The following is a 17,641-nucleotide window of genomic DNA, read 5'->3' as shown; positions in this document are numbered from 1 at the left end:
AGCGACAAGCAACTGAGTGGCTTGCAGGGCATAGACCACAACGAGAATGCCGACCTGCTGCTCGTCAATGAAAGCGACGTGTTCCGGCGCATCACAACGCAGGCGGTGGAGCCCAAGCACCGCTGGATCAATGCCAAGCCGGCCGAGATGCATGTAGTACTGCCCCAAGGTGACCAGGCCGATATCCTCTCGGAATCGCTGCTGGTCAACCTGATTCTCTATCGCTTCAAGCACCCGGCCACCACGGCCTGACAGCCGCGCTTGGCCATGGGCTACTGGCTATCGGTTAGTGGCTTCAGCCATCACCTCGTGAAGCACCCGGCAGGTCTTGTCGATCTCGGCATCCGTCAGCGTGGGGTGACACAGGAACATTAGGCTGGTCTTACCCAGCTCTTGGGCGACAGGTAGTGGCTTTTCAGGCGTCCAACCGGTGCCCTCGAACGCCTTCTCCAGATAGACCTCTGAGCACGAGCCTGAGAAACAGGGCACGCCGTTGGCGACGATCTCGCCCATGATCCGGTCTCGGTTCCAACCTTCGGCAAGCTGTTCAGACTCAACGAACACATAGCACTTGTAGGCCGCGTGCTCGATATGCGCTGGAACCGCCGGCACGCGCAGGCCCCGACACTCGCTCGCCGCCTCCCAGATGCGCCGCGCATTGGCTTTGCGTGCGGCCTTCCACTCCGGCATGCGGGTTAGCTGGATGCGGCCGATGGCCGACTGCATCTCGGTCAGCCGCCAGTTGGTGCCGAAACTCTCGTGCAGCCAGCGAAATCCCGGCGGGTGTTCCTGCTCGTAGACCGCCTCCCAGCTCTTGCCGTGGTCCTTGTAGGCCCACATCTTGCGCCACAGCGCCTCGTCATTGGTGGTAACCATGCCGCCCTCTCCGCCGGTAGTCATGATCTTATCCTGGCAGAATGACCAGCAACCCACATGGCCAATGCTGCCCACGCTACGGCCCCGGTAGGTGGCGCCATGGGCCTGCGCACAGTCTTCGATCACATAAAGACCGTGCTGATCGGCCAGCGCCATCAGCGCTGTCATCTCGCAGGGCCAGCCAGCGAGATGCACAGCGAGAATCGCTTTGGTGTTGGAGGTGATCTTCTCGGCCACCGTCTCGGCCGTAATGTTCTGAGAGTCGCGATCCACATCGGCGAACACCGGTATCGCACCGGCGGTAACGATACTGGAGGCCGAGGCAAGGAAGGTGCGCGAAGTGACAATCACCTCATCGCGTTCCCTGCCCTGGCCTTCACCGATGCCTAGCCCCTTCAGGGCCAGATCCAGCGCCATGGTGCCGTTGGCCAAAGCGATGGCGTACTCGGTTTCCGCAAAGCGGGCGAACTCGCGCTCGAACTCGCGGCCTTCCTGGCCTGTCCAGTAATTCACCTTGTTGGAGAGCAGCACGCGCTGCACCGCATCGGCTTCTTCTTGAGTAAATGATGGCCAAGGTGAGAAAGGTCCATTTAACATTTAATGAAACACCGTATTCAAAATGTATCGAATGTCGCGCCCTAGCGACCAGTTACGAATGTACTCGAGGTTAACCTGTACCTTGTCAGGCCAGATCACTTCCCGGTTGTAGGTTTCCGGATCGTTCTGGGCTGCCAGCAATTCCTCTTCATTCCGATACTTGAGCGTGGCCGGCCCGGTAATGCCTGGTCGGATGGACAACATGGCTCGTTCCTCGCCTTGCAGTTTATCTGCATAACCAGGGACATCCGGGCGAGGACCAACGAAACTCATGTCACCCAACAGTACATTCCAAAGCTGTGGCAACTCATCAATCTTGGTGCGACGAAAGAAGGCTCCCAGAGGAGTAATACGGGGATCTCCCGAACGAGTAACCGTAGTTGTCAGCTTGCCATCAGGACGCATTGTCTTGATCTTGACTACGGTGAAAAGACGACCGCCTTTCCCGACACGCTTCTGGGCAAAGAAACCATTGCTGCGAGTATCGAGGCTAGCTGCGAACCAGGCCAGCAAAATGAGCCAACCACTCAAAATCAGCCCAATGGCAGACAACGTCACATCGAAGACCCGCTTCAAGAGAGACTGGCCTAGGCTTAGTCCCGTAGATTCAACCACAATAGCCATAGCGCTCCAGTGTCCTTCCGATCAACGCCTCAAGACCCGCGACTTCATCCTCTTCCAATGAGGCTCGCCCTTTACCGATGCTGCGGCTGGAAACTCCCGAAACGGATTCCCGGATGGTCTCGTCGCTTACCTGGAGTCCAAGAAACTCGACCAGCCGCCTCAGCTCTCCTTCGGGATCACGTACGAAGTCTTCGTAACGCACACGGATAACCCGTTCATCGGGCATCTTGGCGAAGGCCGCCTCAGCGTTCTCGACGCAGCGCTGCCATTGAAGCGCGCACACCTCGTTGAGTGTATGGCGCTCAAGAATCTCAGGCATGCCGTCAAGGGCAGGCCCCCAGAACGCCAGGCGCTGTTCCCGGGAAAACAGCCGATAGGCGCGGCTCCACAGGTAGCGCGTTCCGTAATACGGCAGATCCGTCAGGGGAACGAACCGCACCTTCTCCATCAGGTACGGAATGTCCAGCTTCGCCTGCCATCGCAACTTGGCCGAGCCGGTGGTATCGAGTCCATCGCGGTAGATGTAGATATAGCGGGCATCCGGCACGGCGCGATCGATGAAGGGCACGCGCAGGCTGTTGGCGCAGGTCTTTTCGACCACTGTATGCGCCCCATAACGCTCGGAGACCCACCGGAACTGCTTCTGCATATAGGCTTGTACAGCAGGCGTGGCACGCTCAGCAGGGATCTCGTCGGAGGGATAACGAACATTGCCATGGCGCCAGAGGTAATTAATCTCGTCGCAAGGCCAGGTAGCCACGCCCTCAAATTCACAGAGCACGTCGCGGAGCATGTTGGTGCCGCTCCGGGGGGCACCGATGATGATCACGTTATTGGATGTCACTCCCTTTCCACCTCGCTTGATTGCAGCAATTCGACCCACTGCTTGAGTACGACATCCTCGGAAAAGGTGTTTTTTGCCTTTTCTCTGGCCCGAGCGCGCATGTCCGCAGCTTCAGAGCGATCATCCGCCAGTCGAATCAATAATTCTGCCAACGCCTGGCTGTCACCGACCGGAACCGTGTGGCCATATCCACCCGCAACCACCTCAGACGCCAGTTCACTCTCGGGCTCCACGGCCACGATCAAGGGGCAGCCCTGCTCCAGATAAGTCATGGTCTTGCTGGGATAGGCATAGCGATAGACGCCGGCCGACAGGCTGACAAACCCTGCATCGGCGCGTTGCATGGCTGCCTTGGCAATTTCCACGGGTTGGTGGCCAAGGAAACGCACACGGGCCCCGCGCTCATTAACCCTCCTCTGAAGGCGCTGCTTGGCAGCCCCCTCACCCATCAGCACGAACTCGATGTCCTCTCGCTCCTTCAGCAAGCCCATGGCTTCCACCACGGTATCGAGCCCTTGGAAGCGGCCGATATTTCCTGCGAACAATACCTGGAATGTCTCATCGGACCACACGAACGGAAGTTCATCAGGCAGCGCTTTTTCAGCGGGCAGACTGAAATTGTTGAGCACCTCGATGGACAAGCACTCGCCACCCCGTCGCTCTCTTAACGTTTTCTCCATGTCGCGTGACAGGACAACGACGGGATCGGCCCGCCGGCAGCTCCAGTTATCGAGCCTGCCAAGCACGCCGTAGATCAGCGGATGCGCGAACTCGCCCGATACCTTGCCCACTTCGGGGTGAATGTCCATGCAGTGGTAGATGAAACGTGCCCCGGTCAGCTTTGCGGCCAGTGCAGCGGCAGCTCCGCCCAGAACCGGCGGTGCCGTGGAGATCATGATCACATCGGGCCGGCGCGAGATGGCGCGCAAGATCACTGCTCCCCCAAGGCGGACGGCGTTCACCATCCTCGTCAGTGGCCGGCCAGCCTCGCTAGGAAGGGAAAGGCGGGTGACGCTGATGCCATCGACATCATCGCAGCGGGGTCGCTTGGCGTTGTCCAGCTCTCCCTTGTAGGAGGGCTGGGAAGACAGCACCTCCACCTGATGGCCTGCATCACGCCAGTTCGCCACGATGCGGCGCAACATGGCTGCATAGGGCGGCGTATCTGGCCAATAATAGCGGTGCACGGCAAGGATCTTTAATTGCTTTCCATCTTCACGGGAACCAGCCGCTTGCGCGCTCTCAACTCCAGTCATAACGGCTGAAGCCATCCATATTGCGCCAGCGGTTGGCCAGCTTGGCGGTACCGGTGATCAGCCGCACCACCCGCTCGGAGGTGTTGCGCACCTGGTAGGCCTCGGGCACTTCGCGCTCGGTGCCGGAGAACACCTCCCGCGACGCCGTGGCGATGCGCACGCCATCCAGCAGCCCCTCCTTGCCGAGGCCGGTGAGCGCAATGGCACCGGTATCCAGCGCTTCCGGGCGTTCGATGGAGCGGCGCAGCGTCACCGCGGGGAAGCCGAGAATCGAGGCCTCTTCGCTGATGGTGCCGCTATCGGAGATGGCACAGCAGGCCTGCATCTGCAGCTGGTTGTAGTCGAGGAAGCCGAACGGCTTCAGGTAGCGAATGCTCCCTTCCTGTTCGCCCTCTCTGGCCAGCCCCAGTTTCTCCAGGCGGTTGCGGGTGCGCGGGTGGGTCGAGACTACCACCGGGTAGCCGTAGTGCTGATGCAGGGCCTGCAGCGCCTCGACCACTTCGCGCAGGTTATCACGGCTATCCACGTTCTCTTCCCGGTGCACGCTGACGATGAAGTACTTGCCGGCCTCCAGGCCCAGGGTCTCCAGGATGGTGGACGTCTGGATCTGTGGCAGCATGTGCTCCAGCACCTCGCGCATGGGCGAGCCGGTCAGGTAGATAAAGCGGTGCGAGAGCCCTTCGCTGATCAGGTGGCGCCGGGCGTGCTCGGTGTAGACCAGGTTGAAGTCGGCCAGGTGGTCGACCAGCTTGCGGTTGATCTCCTCCGGCACGTTGGCGTCGAAGCTGCGGTTCCCCGCCTCCATGTGATAGGTGGGGATCTTCATGCGCTTGGCCATCAGCGTGGCGATGGCGCTGTTGGTATCACCCAGCACCAGCACTGCATCGGGCTTCTCTTCCAGCAGCACCTGCTCCGTCTTGATCAGGATCTCACCCAAGCTGCGCCCCAGGTATGAAGTATCAACGTTGAGGAAGTGGTCCGGACGGCGCACGCCCAGCTCCTCGAAGAAGACGTCATTGAGTTCGTAGTCGTAGTTCTGGCCGGTGTGGACGATCTTGTGATCGACCAACTGGTCCAGCGCTGCCATCACCCGTGAGAGGCGAATGATCTCCGGGCGAGTGCCCAGAATGGTCAAGACTTTCATCAACTGGCTCGCTCAGTTGGAGGCTTCAGGGTTCAGCACCGGCTCGAAGTAGGTGTCCGGCTTCTCGGGGTCGAAGATCTCGTGGCTCCAGAACAGGGTCAGCAGCTCTTCGTCGCCGATGTTGGTGATGCTGTGGGTGTGCAGGGTCGGCATGTCCACGTAGGCCGGCGCATCGCCGCTGACGTGGAACTCCTCGATGTGGTCATCCAGCAGGCGCCGGATACGGATCACCGCCTGCCCCTTGACCACCAGGAAGCGTTCCACCTTGTTGAAGTGGTAGTGGTTGCCGCGGGTGATACCCGGCTTGGTGGTAGAGAGAAACGCCTGGCCGCCGTTGCGGTTCTTGACCCCCTCGAATAGCGCACCGCGATCGTCGCTGTGCAGTGTCAGCGCCTTGGGGTAGTAGCGGGGGTAGAGGAACGAGCGAAGGGTATTGAATAGCTGCAGGTCGAAGGGGTCGCGCAGGTCGGGGATTACGTCCGAGGTATAGCTGCGGTGCATGTCGATCAGCTTGCCGGCGGCGCTGGCCACACTCATGGTGCGCCCCTCCAGCCTCAGCTCGCCGCTCTGGGCGCGCTCGAAGGCTTCTACCACGGCCCTGGCGATATCCTGGGCGTGCAGCAGCTCCAGCTGGCCGGTGCCGTTGATGGCCAGCTCATCACCCGCGGCCAGCTGATGGCAGAAGGTGTGAAGCGCGGAGTTGTAGTGGGGCTTGCCCCCCTCGCCGAATACATGGGGCAGCACCAGCTCGGTATAGTGCGCGCCGCAACCCTCGGCCCACTGCGCGAAGGCGCGATGCGCCGCCTGTTTGCCACGGCCGTAGGGCACGTCCCGGCCGCGCTGGATGCTGTTGGCATAGAAGAGATGCGGCGTGGCCGCCGTCTTGCTCAAGCCCTCAACCAGCCGCTCGGCCAGCTCGCGGTTGCCCTGCTCGACCCGCTCTTCGCTGTCGCGATTAATGCCGGCACAGTGGATCACCCAGTCGACTCCCTCCAGCGCGGCCATAAGCGCTGCATCGTCCTGAAAGGCGTGGCGATCCAACAGCACCAGCCCCTCACGATAGGCAGGCTGGGCACGCAGATAGAGATGAACATGCCGGCCGAGCAGTCCATTGGCTCCGGTGATAACGATCTTCATGGAATCTCCCTGAAGGGTTGGCGGGCAGTGGGGTGGGCTGAATCAGCTATCGAGTGCGTCGCGGACTTCCGGCAGGGTCAACAGCAGTTCCTTCAGCTCGTGCTTGTTGAGCTGGTAGGTGTTATGGGAGTGGTAGTCGTCGACCGCCGCCTCCTCCACGTCCCCCTCGGTGAAGTACTTGCCGTAGTTGAGGTCGCGGTCATCGAAGCTGACCCGGTAGTAGTCACCCATGTCCTCGGAGCGACGCAGCTCCTCTCGGCTGGCCAGGGTCTCGTAGAGCTTCTCGCCATGGCGCATGCCGATGACGCGCAGCTCGTTATCGGCGCCGAACATGTCCAACAGGGTCTCGGCCAGCAGCTTGACGGTGCAGGCCGGCGCTTTCTTGATGAAGATATCGCCCTGGCGAGCATTCTCGAAAGCGAAGTTGACCAGCTCGATGGCATCCGGCAGCGAGAGCATGAAGCGCGTCATGCTCGCCTCGGTGATGGTCAGCGGCTTGCCTTCCTTGATTTGCTTGATGAACAGCGGAATCACCGAGCCGCGGGAGCACATCACGTTGCCGTAACGCACGCAGGAAACGGTGGTCTCCCCCTCCCCCAGCTGGCGGCTCGCCGCCTGAGCGGTCTTCTCCATCAGCGCCTTGGTCATGCCCATGGCGTTGACCGGCATCACCGCCTTATCGGTACTCAGGCAGACCACGCTCTTGACGCCCGCCTCCACCGCCGAGTCGATGACATTCTGACTGCCCAGGATATTGGTCTTCACCGCCTCCAGCGGAAAGAACTCACAAGATGGCACCTGCTTGAGTGCCGCGGCATGGAAGACCAGATCGACACCACGCATCGCCTTATCGACGGATTGGCGATCACGCACGTCCCCGATGTAGAACTTCAGCTCGGGGCGGCCATAGGCAATACGCATTTCCTCCTGCTTCGCCTCATCGCGACTGAGGATCCGGATCTCCTTGCAACCGCGATCCAGCAGGTAGTTGGCCATGGTCTTGCCGAAGGAACCGGTGCCGCCCGTAATCAGAACAGTTTTTGCGTCCAATGACATGCGTATCCCTATTTTTTCTTTAGCGCGTATTCAAACATGGCCTTGTTGGCCTCAATGGCCTCAGGGTTTTCAAATTTCTGCTTGGCCCAGGCAAGGACTCGCTCCCTGAAATCGGCATACTCATCAGCTGACATGGCATGAGCTTGCTCGATGGCTTGGACAAAAGCGCCTTTATCGTCAAGCGGAAGGTCCCAGCCGATACCCCGAGCCTCTAGCCCACGCCACGGCGTCTGATCGGAGATAAGAACCGGCAAGCCTGCACATAGAGCTTCGGCAATCACATGGCCATAGTTCTCGCCCTGCGTGGGCATAAAAAACATATCGTACTGTGACAGGGTCGGAACAACCTGGTTAGGCGTCAGCTCACCCTTGTGAGCCACTTCGACATTTTCTGGGAGTTCGGCAATTACGTTCAAGCACTGTTGCCAATAGTCAGCATCTTCAAGGGGGCCATAGATATCGTAAGAGACCAATGCTTTGACATCCTTCAACGCTTCCAATGCATAAAGAAGGTTTTTCTTGGGGGAAACGCGAGAGATAAATACAAGCTTCAACTTGTCAAACACTTTACAAGGCACAGCCTCTGGGGCCTCAAGAAGCCCTATATTTTCAGCTACAAAAACATCAATATCGTCACCTAGGGCCCTATAAATGTCGCTTTTCTCAAACTCTGTGGAAGCCTGAAAAACAACCCCCTTATTTAGCCCTAACATCTTGAAGAGCCGTATAAACCTTTCTTTTTTCTTAGCTTTGAGACTTAACGCGCCTAGTGAAAACTCGCCACGAGGCCCGAGTACCACACGGCGACCTATCACTTTGCAGAGTAACAAAGGAACAAAAGAAAAAAATGGGGAGAAAAAACTATTCAAATACACAATATCGTGGCTTCCACGCAGGACCTGAAGCCAACCTCTCACAATTCCTCGAAGTCCTGATGAACAGTAAAAAACCTTTGCCCCCCCATGTGAAGACCAAGCATTAGAGTTGATATTTTCATAAGAGGAGGTGTCGCCAAGATCACGATCTTTGGTAATAATATGGTAATCTACAGCATCAGAAGTTGTGGCCACTAGGTTGGCAATTGTTTTTATTGGTCCACCGCCCTTGTAGCCGGGGAGATAAAAACCTGAAAACACCAAAACTTTCACATCAAACCTCTACAATCAGACCGAATAAAAACCATTGCCGTAAAGCATAATATTCCTTATAAACCCAAAAGATTTAAAAGAAAAGTAAGCAAGGGCAGCAAGATAAGGCAAATTAATTACCCTCATGCTTGAGAATGCCCTCTCTTTCAATAAGTAGAATGTAAAAACAGAAAAAGCTATCATATTCACTCTTTCCCCACCCAGCAAGAGAATAGCTACAGAAAAATAAACAAACAGCAATACCGCCCCCATCTTATTCTTTAGCAATGGGAAAGATATCAACGAGAGGGCAAACACTTGCAGAAGTGACGAAAACCTTAAATCATTACTAAAATAGTAGCCAGCCTTAGTTAGGAGAGCCTGGAAAAACACAATCAGCAAGAATACTAACAAGCCTGCAGCGCAAAAAAAGGCAATAGCAAATCTAGCGTTAAGCCTCCATGTAAACAAAATCTCAAAAATTTTTTTTGCGTAACTATAAATTGCAATGGCAGGAATAAAGACAAATGATTGCAAATGGGCAGCCGGACTAGCCATAATAATAAAAAATCGGCTACGCCCCTCAATTAGCGCAGACACGATGAAAAGAAAATACGCAAACTTAAGCCTTTCAGCACCCGTAAGAATAACAATTATATAGAAGTTTGACAGCAGCAAAAGCACAAATACAGGATGTACGCGATTGCGTCTGAGGAAAAGCAAGAAAAATGTAAGGAAAGTCGCATTTATCAACGAAATAAAAACATCCTTACTAAATCCAGCTCTAGCCCCAAACCATAAAGCATATGCAGTTATTGGCTCGGCGCTTGAAACATAACCTCGTGCCAATAGCATGACAGCATCGTATGATGCGCTTGAAAGGGCATCATAAAAAGCACGGTAGTGAACTTGATCTCCGCCTATATAGTGAGAGATCAGAACATAAGACCCTATATAAAAAAAAGGGAAGCAAATTATACAAAAAGCCAAATTTTTATTTATTTTCACAGCACATGCTCATCAATTAGACGCTGAAACCTGATGGTCAAACCCATTATATTAGACACTAATTAACCTATACTTCAGGGAAAACGCATGAAAAACCCTACACCGAGAGAATGTCCGCCAGGTACGTCTCATCCAGCGTGGCTTTCTTCTGTTTCCGCCGGATTCCACCCTTGAAACGCTTCTCCCCTTTCAGGTAATTCAAGGCGATATGACGAACCCTGGCGAGGTTTTCGGCTGCCTGTCCGCGGTGGATTTTGCAGGCGTCTTCGCGCAACGCTACATCCAGAGACCAGTGGAGTTTATTCTCAACATGCCAGTGCTGGCGGGCCGCTTCAGCGAGCTTCTTGGCGCTCAGATCGGCAGAGCTGATGTAGTAGCGGATCATCGGGGCTTCTGGTTCCTTATCGCCTTCCTGGCGGAAACTCATTACCACGCCCACCGTTTTCAGGCCTGCCCATTCATAGCTAAGCTCCTGAAATTCTTCAGTAACCTCGCTGACAATATGGTATCGGGTCTCTTGCCGGCCCCGGTTCTTCTCATCCGTGACATAGGCATCACCCTCGAAGCTGGCGACCTTGGCCATGGGAAATGCGGCCTCGAAGGCGTCAGCCAAGGCAGGCTGATTGTCCTTCACGGACAGTAGGTAATGGCGCCCTTCTGCAGCACCTGAGTGGCGATCTTCTTCTGGCATCCCATGGCATCAATCGTCACCAGGCAGCCTTGCAGATTGAGAAGCTTGAGCAGCTCGGGAATCGCCGTGATCTCGTTGGACTTTTCGGCCGTCTTGACCTGGCCCAGCACCACACCATTTGCCGCACTGAAGGCACTGACCATGTGAATCGCGCCTTTGCCCTTCCCTTGGCAGTAAGACCCACGCAGCGTCTTGCCATCGATGGCCACTACCGCGCCCTCCGTCACATCGTGGCAGGCCTTCATCCACTCGGCGAATGCGCTTTGCAGCTGCTCGGCATTCACAAGGGCCATGACTCTCGCCAAGGTGTCGTGGCTGGGCACGCCAGCCTCAAAATCGCCGTACTGACGGAGAAAATCGAGCTTCGCGTGTCCAAAATCCTCGATTTCGTCCCAACCCTCGGCACCACAGATCACCGCACAGACCGTCAGAAACAGGATATCCGACAGCTGATGCTGCACTTTCCAAGCCTGGCGGAAGTCGGGAACGATCGATAAATGGTGCATAAGGGACGGTGTCAGCATCGGGTCATCCATGAGCAAAAACCGTTAGATGACCACATTAGCTCCTACTGGTAAAACGCTACGAACCCCGTCGTAGAGCGGTTTTTCATGCGTTTTCCCTGGCGCCCCTTGCCGTGCTCAAAGGCCTCAGCCACACGCTGGTCGGTAATGGCCTGCTGGCGGCGCCGCGGGGACGGTTTGCCACCACGCTGTCGCAAGGCGTAATAGCCGCTGCGCGCCACACCGAGCACGGCGCACATACGCTGGGTGCTGAATGCCTGGCGATGCTGGTGGATGAAGGCGTACTTCACTTCAGGCTCTTCGCAAAGTACACCGCGGTACGCTCAACTGGTCATCGCAACACAGCCACCCTACAGGGAACGATATGGCAAGACGAGGACGGCCAGTAGGAATCTCCGCAAACCAGAAGCAGTTACTCTGGGAGCAGTGGCAAGCCGGTCAATCGTTAAGTGTCGGGTCCCGTGTGCTGTCCATCAATGGTGGTATCGCACCGCACCCTCGTTCACGATCCAGTCGGCACTTGACCCTGGCTGAGCGGGAGACGATCTCCCGTGGTATCGCAACTGGTCAGTCCTTTAGGCGAATCGCCCAACAGCTGGGGCGCTCTGTTTCCACGGTGAGCCGGGAAGTCGCTCGCCATGGAGGACGCGACCGGTATCGGGCCAGTACTGCTGATGAGGCTGCATGGGAACAGGCAAAACGCCCTAAGGTGTGCCATCTGGAAACCGCCCCCGAATTACGGCATCTCGTGGCGGAAAAGCTTGCGCTACAGTGGTCTCCTGAGCAGATCTCGGGCTGGCTGAAACTCCGTTTCCCGAGAGACCGGCGCATGCAGGTGTCACATGAGACGATCTACCGCAGTCTTTACATCCAAGCGCGCGGTGTACTGAAGAAGGAGCTGATCCAGCATCTGCGCTCTAAGCGGATGATGCGCCGTTCCAAGCTCGCTACGAGTCAGCCGCGCGGGCAGATCAGAGATGCGGTGTCCATCCGGGAACGTCCTCCAGAAGCGGAGGAACGGGCAATCCCTGGACACTGGGAAGGTGATTTGATCACCGGTGCCAGAAACTCCCATATTGCCACGCTGGTCGAGCGTCACTCTCGCTTCACCATGCTAGTTCAGGTGGATGGCAAGGATACGACCAGTGTGATCGCTGGCTTGGTAAGAGAGGCCCAGCGGTTGCCAGCCGCTCTGAGAGGTTCTCTGACATGGGACCGGGGCACAGAGCTGGCGGCACACAAGGACTTCACTGTTGCGACCGATATTCAAGTCTATTTCTGCGACCCTCAGAGCCCATGCCCCCACTGTCAAGCTAGTTGGAGTGTCAGCGGCTGTTAGACTCTGAACGATGTGGGGCGTGACGAGGTTCCGATGAAGTACTCCGACGAGCGCCGAGAAGCCATCCTCAAGAAGCTGCTCCCGCCGCATAACCGCACGGTGGCGGAGGTGGCTCAGGAAGAAGGCATCTCAGCGGCAACGCTGTACACCTGGCGCAAGAAGGCTCGGCAAGCAGGCCGCCTCCTGCCGGACCAGAGTGATGACCCTGAGGGCTGGAGCTCGCAGGACAAGTTCCACGCCGTTCTGGAAACGGCGGCCCTCAGTGAAGCTGAGCGTGCCGAGTACTGCCGGCATCGGGGCCTCTACCCCGAGCAGATCCAGCGCTGGCGGGCGAGCTGCGAAGGTGCCAACGACCGGAGCGATGCCGCTTCGAAGCAGGTCAGCGAAGCCCGCAAGGCGGAGCGCCAGGAGAACAAGGAGCTCAAACGTGAGCTTCGCCGCAAGGAGGCTGCTCTCGCGGAAACCGCTGCGCTGCTAGCGTTGAGAAAAAAGGCCCGAGCGATCTGGGGGGACGAGGACGAATGATCAGCACTTCAGATCGCCAGGACGCCGTACAGCTGATCGATGAAGCCCGCGCCGCAGGGGCCCGCCTACAGGCCGCCTGTGCAGAGCTCGGCATCGGTACCAACACCTACCGTCGCTGGGTGCGGGGAGATCAGGACCGCCGGCCTGAGGCCGTGCGGCCTGTGCCGCGCCACGCGCTGTCGCCTGAGGAGCGTCAGCAGGTGCTGGAGATCTGCCATCGTCCCGAGTTTGCCAGCCTGCCGCCGGGGCAGATAGTGCCGCGGCTGCTGGACGAGGAAGGCCTCTACGTGGCGTCAGAGTCCAGCTACTACCGCATCCTCCGGGCGAATGGCGAGCAGCACCATCGTGGCCGGGCTCGTGCCCCACGTCCCAAGGGCGATCCCCAACGGCACCGTGTGACACGTCCCAATACCTGTTGGAGCTGGGATGTGACGTACCTGCCGACCCCGGTGCGTGGGCAGTTCTACTACCTCTACATGATCGTCGACATCTACAGCCGCAAGATCGTCGATGCCGAGGTCTTCGACCAGGAGTCCATGGCCAAAAGCAGCGAGGTCATCCAGCGCGCCGTGCTGCGCGAGGGCTGCATCAACCAGCCGTTGGTGTTGCATGCCGACAACGGCTCCGCCATGAAGGGCTCGACGCTCCAGGCCACGCTGCAGCGATTGAACATCACCCCGTCGTACAGCCGCCCCCGAGTCTCCAATGACAACGCCTTCTCGGAGTCGCTGTTCCGGACATGCAAGTACCGGCCCGACTACCCGGTGGATGGCTACGAGAACCTGACAGCGGCGCAGCAGTGGGTGACCGGCTTCGTTCACTGGTACAACCACGAGCACCGCCACAGCGCCATTCGGTTCGTTACCCCGGGTGAGCGGCATGCTGGCCAGGATGACGAAGTGCTGGCCAGGCGAGATGCCATTTATGCCGAGGCGAAACGGCAACATCCCGGTCGGTGGAGCGGTACCACCCGCAACTGGACGCCGCGTCGGACGGTCTGGCTGAACCCGGACCGGGAAGACCCGCTGGTTCAACGTGATCAGCGATTAGAAGCCGCCTGATTCCAGGTTCCAACAAGCTTGACAGGCATCGCATGGCAGCGGGGAACCAACGAGAATACCAACCGCCTGCTGAGACAGTACTACCCAAAGGGGATGGATCTATCCACGTTCACCCAGCAAGACCTTGATCAGGTGGCCATGCGGCTGAACGAGCGCCCCAGGAAAACGCTGGGCTACAAGACACCCGCCGAAGTCTTATCAACCACCGTTGCATTGACCGGTTGAGCACAAGGCGGCCTTTTTTGTTATGGCCAATTCCTCTGACATTTCAGCGAGTTGCCGCTTAAGTCGGGCGTTCTCATCAGCCAGTGATTGCTCGCGATCGGACGTGTTCTTCTTCTGCTGGGCCTCGGAGTCTGTCAACATAGTTGGCATATAAAATGGTTCTGGCTCTTTAAAACCCTGCTGCCTGTGGCACCGGATCCCGCTCGGGATTCAGGTGCACTATCTCTGGCAGGCTGAGTTTCCGGATGTCACCCGACCAGCGCTCCGGGTGACGTTGCTTCGCCGCCTCGAAGACCTCCCGGCGCTGCGCCAGGATGCCTTTGGCCTCGCCGTTATGACGCTGGCTCGGCGTGATGTAGCGAAGGGCGCTGTGCCGATGCTCGTGGTTATACCACTCGGTGAATTGCTGGACCCACTCCTCGGAGTCTGTCAACATAGTTGGCATATAAAATGGTTCTGGCTCTTTAAAACCCTGCTGCCTGTGGCACCGGATCCCGCTCGGGATTCAGGTGCACTATCTCTGGCAGGCTGAGTTTCCGGATGTCACCCGACCAGCGCTCCGGGTGACGTTGCTTCGCCGCCTCGAAGACCTCCCGGCGCTGCGCCAGGATGCCTTTGGCCTCGCCGTTATGACGCTGGCTCGGCGTGATGTAGCGAAGGGCGCTGTGCCGATGCTCGTGGTTATACCACTCGGTGAATTGCTGGACCCACTCCTGAGCCTCAGTCAGGGTGGCGAACCCGTCGATGGGGAAGCCCGGCCGGTACTTCAGCGTCTTGAAGGCCGACTCGGCGAAGGCGTTGTCGTTGCTGACCCTTGGTCGGCTGTACGACGGGGTGATGCCCAGGTCGTAGAGCTTCTCCAGGAAGGTCGCCGCCTTCATCGGGCTGCCGTTATCTGAGTGCAGAATCAAAGGCTTGTGACGATCGGTGAGGTGCTCGCGCCAGCAGGCCTTCTGGATCAGCTCGGCGGCCAGCTCGCCGGTCTCGGCTTCATAGACCTCGTGCCCAACGATCTTGCGGCTGAAGACGTCCATGATTAGGTACAGGTACCACCAGGTACCGCGTGCAGGGCCCGGTAACCAGCTGATATCCCAGCACCAAAGCCGGTTTGGTGCCGTGGCCTGGTGCGTGGTCGGCGGTCGCTTGCGCTGTGGGGCCTGCTGTCGGCCCCGGTGGTGTTGCTGGTCATATTCATGAAGCACTCGGTACATCGTCGACTCAGAAGCCAGGTAGCGGCCCTTGTCCGCCTGGTCGGCCACGATGAAGGCCGGCGGGCGGCTCCGATACTCCGGGGCGTTGCACAGCACCACAATCGCATCTCGTTCCTCGGGCGACAGCTTGTTGGCCGGTTCTGGGCGGTCGGCGTCGGGGCGGCGATCCGCCGTCACCTCGCCTTCCGCGACCCTGCGGTAGTAGGTCCGCACGTTGATGCCCATCACCTGACAGGCCTTGGCCAGCCGAGCACCGTCACGCTGTGCGTCTTGCACCAGAGTCACGATGCGCTGGCGATCCGGGAGGCTGGTCAGTCGTCCTCGTCGTTGGTCGTGCCCCAGATCGCCTCGGCCTTTTTTGATAGGGCCAGCAGTGCCGCCGTCTCGGCGAGAGCCTTGTCCTTGCGGTGCAACTCGCGCTCCAGCTTACGGAGCCGCTTCTGCTCCGCCTTACGCGTCTGGCGAAGCTGCTTGGCCTGGGCCGCTGCATCCTCGTTGGCGTTCATGCAGGCATCCCGCCAGGTCTCTACCTGCTCGGGGTAGAGCCCACGCTCGCGGCAATAGGCACTGAGCTCGGCCTCGTTCATCGGGGCCGTCTCCAGGACGATCTGGAACTTCTCCTGGCTGGTCCACTGGTCGGGCTGGGTCGAACGTGATGGCAAAACCTGTCCTCGTGCTCTGGCTTGTTTCCGCCAATTGTAGAGGGTTGTCGCGGTGATGCCTTCCTGCTCGGCCAGTTCCGGGATGGTCATGCTCATGGGCGGTGCCATCTTCTTGAGGATGGCTTCCTTACGTTCTGCGGGATAACGCACGTTGATCACCTCTCAATCCGTTTGGGTGACAACTACGTTGACGCATAGGGGCCTTGGCGCGCCATTGATAGAGCTGGCTGGTCTGCAGGCCCAACTCACGGTAGGCATCGGAGTAACGGGCGCGGGTCTTCTTCATCGGGGTAGCTTGCTTTGCCATGGGTCACCTCGTTGAGTGTAATACCTTAACGGGGTGTCCACTGTTGCTGGGCAAGATCAGTGCTGTCCAGACCATCACGCTGGACAATGGCTCTGAATTCGCCGACCACGAGGCCGTGGCCAAGGCAGTGACAGCAGCGACGTACTTCTGTGATCCCTACTGTTCCGGGCAGCGTGGGACCAACGAGAACACCAATGGCCTGATAAGGCAGTACTTCCCCAAGGGAACGGATTTCCGCCAGGTGACCGATGCCGAGGTGCGCAAGGTGGTCAAGAAACTGAATGACCGACCGCGAAAACGTCTCGGCTATCGGACACCGGCACAGGTGATTCTGGGGGAATACTCAGGAGCCCTGGATACCGCAGGTGCTGCGCTTATTGCTTGAATTCAGGAACCCAAGGCATCAAAAAAGTGAGGATTTAAACTTCCCAAGATTTTTGATAACGACATCATTATCGCAAGTAGGGATGCCGACATAGGACTTGAACTTTATCATAATGCGACTAGATAGTGCCGAAATAAACTTATCCCAGTCTGGGAGGTTTGAGGCAGTGTTAGAAACGGATAAAGCACCTGGTGCCTCTATTGGAAACACATGCTTACCTGCTTCTAAACAAACCACCACCTCCCCGTCAACCAATTTTCTAGCCAAATGAAACCAAAGATCATCCTGCTTCGGTGCTAGTTTTTTAAATTCATCACTGTACATAGTTTCTTTGTCTAGAAGGTTTTTTCGATAAAGCACGCCTGCAATCCCAATAGGCAGCAGATGTTTACCTCTAGAGCCGAGTGGAACTATCGGCCAGCTCATATAGCCTTGTCTTATGCCGAGCGGATTTTTTGAGGGACGACGAGCCCTACCGCAAACAATAGCAGATGGATACTGCTGAGCCGTCTTGACCAGTGACTCAAGCCATTCGGGGGCATAGATGACATCGTCGTCACAAGTGACAATCCAGTCATCTTCATCCGCTGAGCGGTATACTGGAATTAGTTTTCGATAAGGCCCCGTGTTTTCGACCCAGTTTATCTCAATTTCTCCCTGACTGACCATATAGGACAGCCATTCTGGCAGATCTTTTATACCTTCATCTATTAAATAAGGAGATTTCGAAATGCAAAGAACTATCTTATCTGCTTTATGCTTCTGATCCAGAAGAGATAACAGAGTATACTTCAAAACCGCAAGGCGACTGGATGTAGAGGTTAAAGTTAAAATCAAGGACATAGGTAAGAAGCCTATCGAGTAATTAGATAAAAGCTTTTTCGAACTCTTAGTTTCACTGAATGATAAAGTGACATAAGGAATAACCGAGTTCTTACCATTCTTTTAAGCTTACGAAAATAAGTTGCAGCTGCGGCATGTTAGATGCTGTACATCCCGCATATCGCCAATGAAATTTAAATCAATAGGCTCGGCATAGTTT

14 protein-coding genes and 6 pseudogenes are annotated in these 17,641 nt (G+C 57.2%); 5 read left to right on the top strand and 15 right to left on the bottom strand.

What is annotated here, in order from left to right:
• The first annotated feature begins 21 nt into the window (after positions 1-21).
• The gene (locus GRB96_RS09940; RefSeq protein WP_161431993.1) at positions 22-252 is read left to right on the top strand and encodes a hypothetical protein; all 231 of its coding nucleotides are present in this window, start codon (positions 22-24) and stop codon (positions 250-252) included.
• A 27-nt stretch (positions 253-279) separates the two neighbouring features.
• On the opposite strand, the gene GRB96_RS09935 is transcribed toward GRB96_RS09940, so the two are convergent.
• The 11 genes and pseudogenes from GRB96_RS09935 to GRB96_RS09885 form a co-directional block, all read right to left on the bottom strand.
• Entirely contained in the window at positions 280-1,473 is a 1,194-nt protein-coding gene (locus GRB96_RS09935; RefSeq protein WP_161431992.1) for a DegT/DnrJ/EryC1/StrS family aminotransferase, read from the bottom strand.
• Positions 1,474-2,097, bottom strand: coding sequence for a sugar transferase (locus GRB96_RS09930; protein WP_161431991.1), 624 nt, complete (start codon positions 2,095-2,097; stop codon positions 1,474-1,476).
• A complete protein-coding gene (locus GRB96_RS09925; protein WP_338074025.1) occupies positions 2,081-2,941 on the bottom strand; it encodes a sulfotransferase family protein in 861 nt (286 codons plus the stop codon). The genes GRB96_RS09930 and GRB96_RS09925 overlap by 17 nt, the downstream gene beginning before the upstream one ends.
• The gene (locus GRB96_RS09920; protein ID WP_161431990.1) at positions 2,938-4,197 is read right to left on the bottom strand and encodes a glycosyltransferase family 4 protein; all 1,260 of its coding nucleotides are present in this window, start codon (positions 4,195-4,197) and stop codon (positions 2,938-2,940) included. The genes GRB96_RS09925 and GRB96_RS09920 overlap by 4 nt, the downstream gene beginning before the upstream one ends.
• Positions 4,184-5,341 (bottom strand): non-hydrolyzing UDP-N-acetylglucosamine 2-epimerase, encoded by a 1,158-nt coding sequence (wecB, locus tag GRB96_RS09915; RefSeq protein WP_205743518.1) that lies wholly within the window; start codon positions 5,339-5,341, stop codon positions 4,184-4,186. Before wecB ends, GRB96_RS09920 begins: the two co-directional genes overlap by 14 nt.
• 12 nt (positions 5,342-5,353) lie before the next feature.
• Entirely contained in the window at positions 5,354-6,478 is a 1,125-nt protein-coding gene (locus GRB96_RS09910; protein WP_161431988.1) for a polysaccharide biosynthesis C-terminal domain-containing protein, read from the bottom strand.
• Between the two features lie 42 nt (positions 6,479-6,520).
• Positions 6,521-7,534, bottom strand: a complete 1,014-nt coding sequence (locus GRB96_RS09905) for an SDR family NAD(P)-dependent oxidoreductase (protein WP_161431987.1) — start codon at positions 7,532-7,534, stop codon at positions 6,521-6,523.
• Between the two features lie 8 nt (positions 7,535-7,542).
• Positions 7,543-8,682 (bottom strand): glycosyltransferase, encoded by a 1,140-nt coding sequence (locus GRB96_RS09900; protein WP_161431986.1) that lies wholly within the window; start codon positions 8,680-8,682, stop codon positions 7,543-7,545.
• 15 nt (positions 8,683-8,697) lie between these two features.
• Entirely contained in the window at positions 8,698-9,669 is a 972-nt protein-coding gene (locus tag GRB96_RS09895) for a hypothetical protein (RefSeq protein WP_161431985.1), read from the bottom strand.
• Positions 9,670-9,766: 97 nt separating this feature from the next.
• Positions 9,767-10,884, bottom strand: a pseudogene (locus GRB96_RS09890) (ISAs1 family transposase).
• 95 nt (positions 10,885-10,979) lie between these two features.
• Positions 10,980-11,201: pseudogene (locus tag GRB96_RS09885) on the bottom strand (IS3 family transposase); the annotation flags it as partial.
• 203 nt (positions 11,202-11,404) lie between these two features.
• On the opposite strand from GRB96_RS09885, the gene GRB96_RS09880 reads away from it, so the two are divergent.
• The 3 genes and pseudogenes from GRB96_RS09880 to GRB96_RS09870 all read left to right on the top strand — a co-directional run.
• Entirely contained in the window at positions 11,405-12,223 is an 819-nt protein-coding gene (locus GRB96_RS09880) for an IS30 family transposase (RefSeq protein WP_161431983.1), read from the top strand.
• A gap of 33 nt (positions 12,224-12,256) precedes the next feature.
• Positions 12,257-13,809, top strand: a pseudogene (locus GRB96_RS09875) (IS3 family transposase).
• A 33-nt stretch (positions 13,810-13,842) separates the two neighbouring features.
• Positions 13,843-14,034 (top strand): annotated as a pseudogene (locus GRB96_RS09870) (transposase); the annotation flags it as partial.
• Here the strand turns inward: GRB96_RS09870 and GRB96_RS15840 are convergent.
• From GRB96_RS15840 to GRB96_RS09860, 3 genes and pseudogenes are all read right to left on the bottom strand, one after another.
• Positions 14,023-14,163 (bottom strand): annotated as a pseudogene (locus GRB96_RS15840) (IS3 family transposase); the annotation flags it as partial. The pseudogenes GRB96_RS09870 and GRB96_RS15840 sit on opposite strands and share 12 nt — an antisense overlap.
• Positions 14,164-14,203: 40 nt before the next feature.
• Positions 14,204-14,479: an integrase core domain-containing protein gene (locus GRB96_RS15685; RefSeq protein WP_161431982.1), complete on the bottom strand. Its 276-nt coding sequence runs from the start codon at positions 14,477-14,479 to the stop codon at positions 14,204-14,206.
• A gap of 19 nt (positions 14,480-14,498) precedes the next feature.
• A protein-coding gene (locus GRB96_RS09860) for an IS3 family transposase (RefSeq protein WP_161433073.1) occupies positions 14,499-16,015 on the bottom strand; the annotation gives its coding sequence in 2 pieces (ribosomal slippage) (positions 14,499-15,578 and positions 15,581-16,015; 1,515 coding nt in all).
• Positions 16,016-16,278: 263 nt separating this feature from the next.
• On the opposite strand from GRB96_RS09860, the pseudogene GRB96_RS09855 reads away from it, so the two are divergent.
• Positions 16,279-16,599, top strand: a pseudogene (locus GRB96_RS09855) (IS30 family transposase); the annotation flags it as partial.
• An 18-nt stretch (positions 16,600-16,617) separates the two neighbouring features.
• Here the strand turns inward: GRB96_RS09855 and GRB96_RS09850 are convergent.
• Positions 16,618-17,442 carry a glycosyltransferase gene (locus GRB96_RS09850; protein ID WP_161431981.1) on the bottom strand — a complete coding sequence of 275 codons (825 nt, stop codon included), beginning with the start codon at positions 17,440-17,442 and terminating at the stop codon, positions 16,618-16,620.
• Positions 17,443-17,641: the final 199 nt, after the last annotated feature.

Source organism: Halomonas alimentaria, from assembly GCF_009902005.1.
Classification (GTDB): domain Bacteria; phylum Pseudomonadota; class Gammaproteobacteria; order Pseudomonadales; family Halomonadaceae; genus Halomonas; species Halomonas alimentaria.
Note: the sequence above shows the minus strand (reverse complement) of the source record. Positions and strands in the feature narration are given on the sequence as shown.